Source organism: Allorhizocola rhizosphaerae, assembly GCF_003426775.1.
GTDB lineage: Bacteria > Actinomycetota > Actinomycetes > Mycobacteriales > Micromonosporaceae > Allorhizocola > Allorhizocola rhizosphaerae.
This window is the reverse complement of record NZ_QJUG01000426.1, coordinates 1-2,678: the sequence shown is the minus strand read 5'-3', so window position 1 is coordinate 2,678 and position 2,678 is coordinate 1. Positions and strand designations below refer to the sequence as shown.

Annotated in this window: 2 protein-coding genes; one reads left to right on the top strand and one right to left on the bottom strand. The window is 68.4% G+C overall.

Annotation, left to right across the window (positions count from 1 at the left end; translation table 11 throughout):
* Positions 1-420: 420 nt before the first annotated feature.
* Positions 421-1,260, bottom strand: a complete 840-nt coding sequence (locus tag DM816_RS41325) for a hypothetical protein (protein WP_117215873.1) — start codon at positions 1,258-1,260, stop codon at positions 421-423.
* A 77-nt stretch (positions 1,261-1,337) separates the two neighbouring features.
* On the opposite strand from DM816_RS41325, the gene DM816_RS41320 reads away from it, so the two are divergent.
* Positions 1,338-2,627, top strand: a complete 1,290-nt coding sequence (locus DM816_RS41320; RefSeq protein WP_117215872.1) for an adenylosuccinate synthase — start codon at positions 1,338-1,340, stop codon at positions 2,625-2,627.
* The last annotated feature ends 51 nt before the right edge of the window (positions 2,628-2,678 follow it).

Here is a 2,678-nt window from a genome sequence, read left to right as displayed (position 1 = left end):
CGGAGGTGGTGGTGTCTGCACCGGGCCCGGAGAGGTCTGGGCGGCCGGTGGCGTCGAGACCGGTCTGGGAGGCGCGGATGCGGGCGCCGCGGAGGGCTGTGTCACCGGAACGGGTGGCATGTGCGGGCGCACCGGGATCGGCCCTGGGCCGTTGGCCGGGATGGGCTGGGCCGGTTGATTCGGGCGCTGGGGAGGATTGGGCAGGCCACCGTGCGCGGGCCCGCCGGCGGCCGGCGGCGGGGGCGTCATCGGAATGCCTGGCTGCGGACCGGCCACGGGCATGGGCACGCCCGCGACGGGTGCGGGCGGCACTGGCGACGCAGCGGCGGAGGCCCTTGACCCTACTTTGTTTTCCTCGGTCGGCGGACCTGCGATCTCGTCCGGCGGCCACTCGAAATCGGTCATCACTCTTCCTCCCGCTCAGGAAGTGTAGACGGACCACGCCGACGGCTCGATCCACCACGATCGCTTGCGGTTGAGCACCCCGGCCACGCCGTCGTCGAGAAACGGCAGGTCAGGGTCGCGTGGCGTGACGGCAACGGCGCGGCCCTGGGCCCGGCGCACCTCGTATCGAAGGCGGGCCTTGCCCAGAAACGGCTTGTGCGAAACCGGTATCGCGACCGCGACATCGATCAGTCCGTCGGCCGGGTTGGGTGCGGTGACCAGCGGCAGGCCGTCGAGTTGCGCCGTGCCACCGGCGTTGGCCACGCTGAGCGCGATGATCGGCTCAGTGCCGTCGGACAGCGTGGTGTCATCGACGTCGATGCGCCCGCGCCACGCCAGCGGGGTGCCGCTCTCGCTCGCCGCGCCCACCAGCACGCCGTCGATTGTTACCGAACCGCCATCATGCCGGAGCAGATCGAGCTTGGTCACGGTGGAGCCGAGCACCGCCTTGGCCACCGTGTCGGGGTCGCCCGGCAGCTCGAAGGCGAGCGGCGCCAGCGGGAGCACACCCACGGTCGGCAGGTCGGAGACGGTCCGGTTGATCGGAAAGTCCGACGGGCGCTTCGAGGGCGGGGGAGCATATCTGCGCACCATCCGGCGCAGCACGTGCCGCAGCTGTGCGGTGCTCTCGGCGGCGATGACAAGCCTCACATCCGGCAGCCGGGACAGCGCCTCGTCGATCGCCGCATCGGAACCGGCGACGACCGGCAAAGCCTTGGCGCCCATGGACGACAGCGCGTCGACGCAGCGCAGCACGGGCACGCGTGTGCCGCATGCATCGCCTTCGACCAGGCTCAATATGACTACGTCTGCCACCGCACGGGTCCCTTCACTGCTAACCTGACACCCTTGGTGGCCCCGATCTGCGGAGCCCGCCGAGGAAGGCGAGAGGAATGCCAGCGATCGTGCTCCTCGGCGCCCAATGGGGCGACGAGGGCAAAGGCAAGGTTACCGACCTGCTCGGATCACGCGTTGACTACGTGGTCCGGTTCTCCGGTGGCAACAATGCCGGACATACCGTGATAACGCCAGACGGGCAGAAGTTCGCCCTGCATCTGATGCCCAGCGGCGCCCTGCATCCCAACGCCGTCACGGTGATCGGCAACGGCGTCGTTGTCGACCCGAAGGTGCTCATCGCGGAGATGGACGGGCTCACCGAGCGCGGCGTCGACGTCTCGCGCCTGCTGCTCTCCGCCGACGCACACCTGATCATGCCGCATCACCGCGCGCTGGACCGAGTCGTCGAGCGATACCTGGGCACGGCGCGCATCGGCACGACCGGCCGCGGCATCGGCCCGGCCTACGGCGACAAGGTCGCACGCATGGGCATTCGCGTTCAGGACCTGCTCGATCCGGGCATCCTGCGGCAGAAGCTCGAACTGGTACTGAGAGAAAAGAACCAGATTCTTTTCAAGGTGTACAACCGCAAGGCGTTCGATGTCGGGGCGGTCGTCGAGGAATACCTGACCTATGCCGAGCGGCTCAAGCCGTTCATCGCCGACACCCGGCTGATCCTGCACAAGGCCATCGAGGCGGGCAAGATCGTGCTGATGGAGGGTGCCCAGGCCACGCTGCTCGATCTGGACCACGGGACCTATCCGTTCGTGACCTCGTCCAACCCGACGGCGGGCGGCGCGTGCGTGGGCACGGGCATCCCCCCGACGCGCATCACGAGCGTGATCGGGGTGATCAAGGCATACACGACCCGCGTGGGCGCGGGGCCGTTCCCGACCGAGCTGCACGATGACATGGGCGAGCATCTGCGCAAGACGGGCGGCGAATACGGCACGACAACCGGGCGCCCGCGCCGGTGCGGGTGGTTCGACGCCGTCATCGGGCGCTATGCGGTGCGGGTGAACGGCATCACCGACCTCGTGGTGACCAAATTAGACATTCTCAGCGGGCTCGAAACGGTACCCATATGCATCGGTTATGAAATCGACGGCGAGCGCACCGACGAGATGCCGATGACGCAGACCGGCTTCCACCACGCCACGCCGGTGTATGAATACCATCCCGGCTGGTGGGAGGACATCTCGAAGGCCCGGTCGTTTGACGATCTGCCCGACAACGCGCGGCGCTACATCGAGCGGCTGGAGGAGCTGTGCGGGGCGCGGGTCAGCTTGATCGGCGTGGGCCCCGGGCGCGAAGAGAATGTCGTGCGCCACGATATGCTGCCGTGAAAAAGGGGGCCGGGCCCGTAGGGCTGGGGGGCGGGAGATAATGGCGCGGGT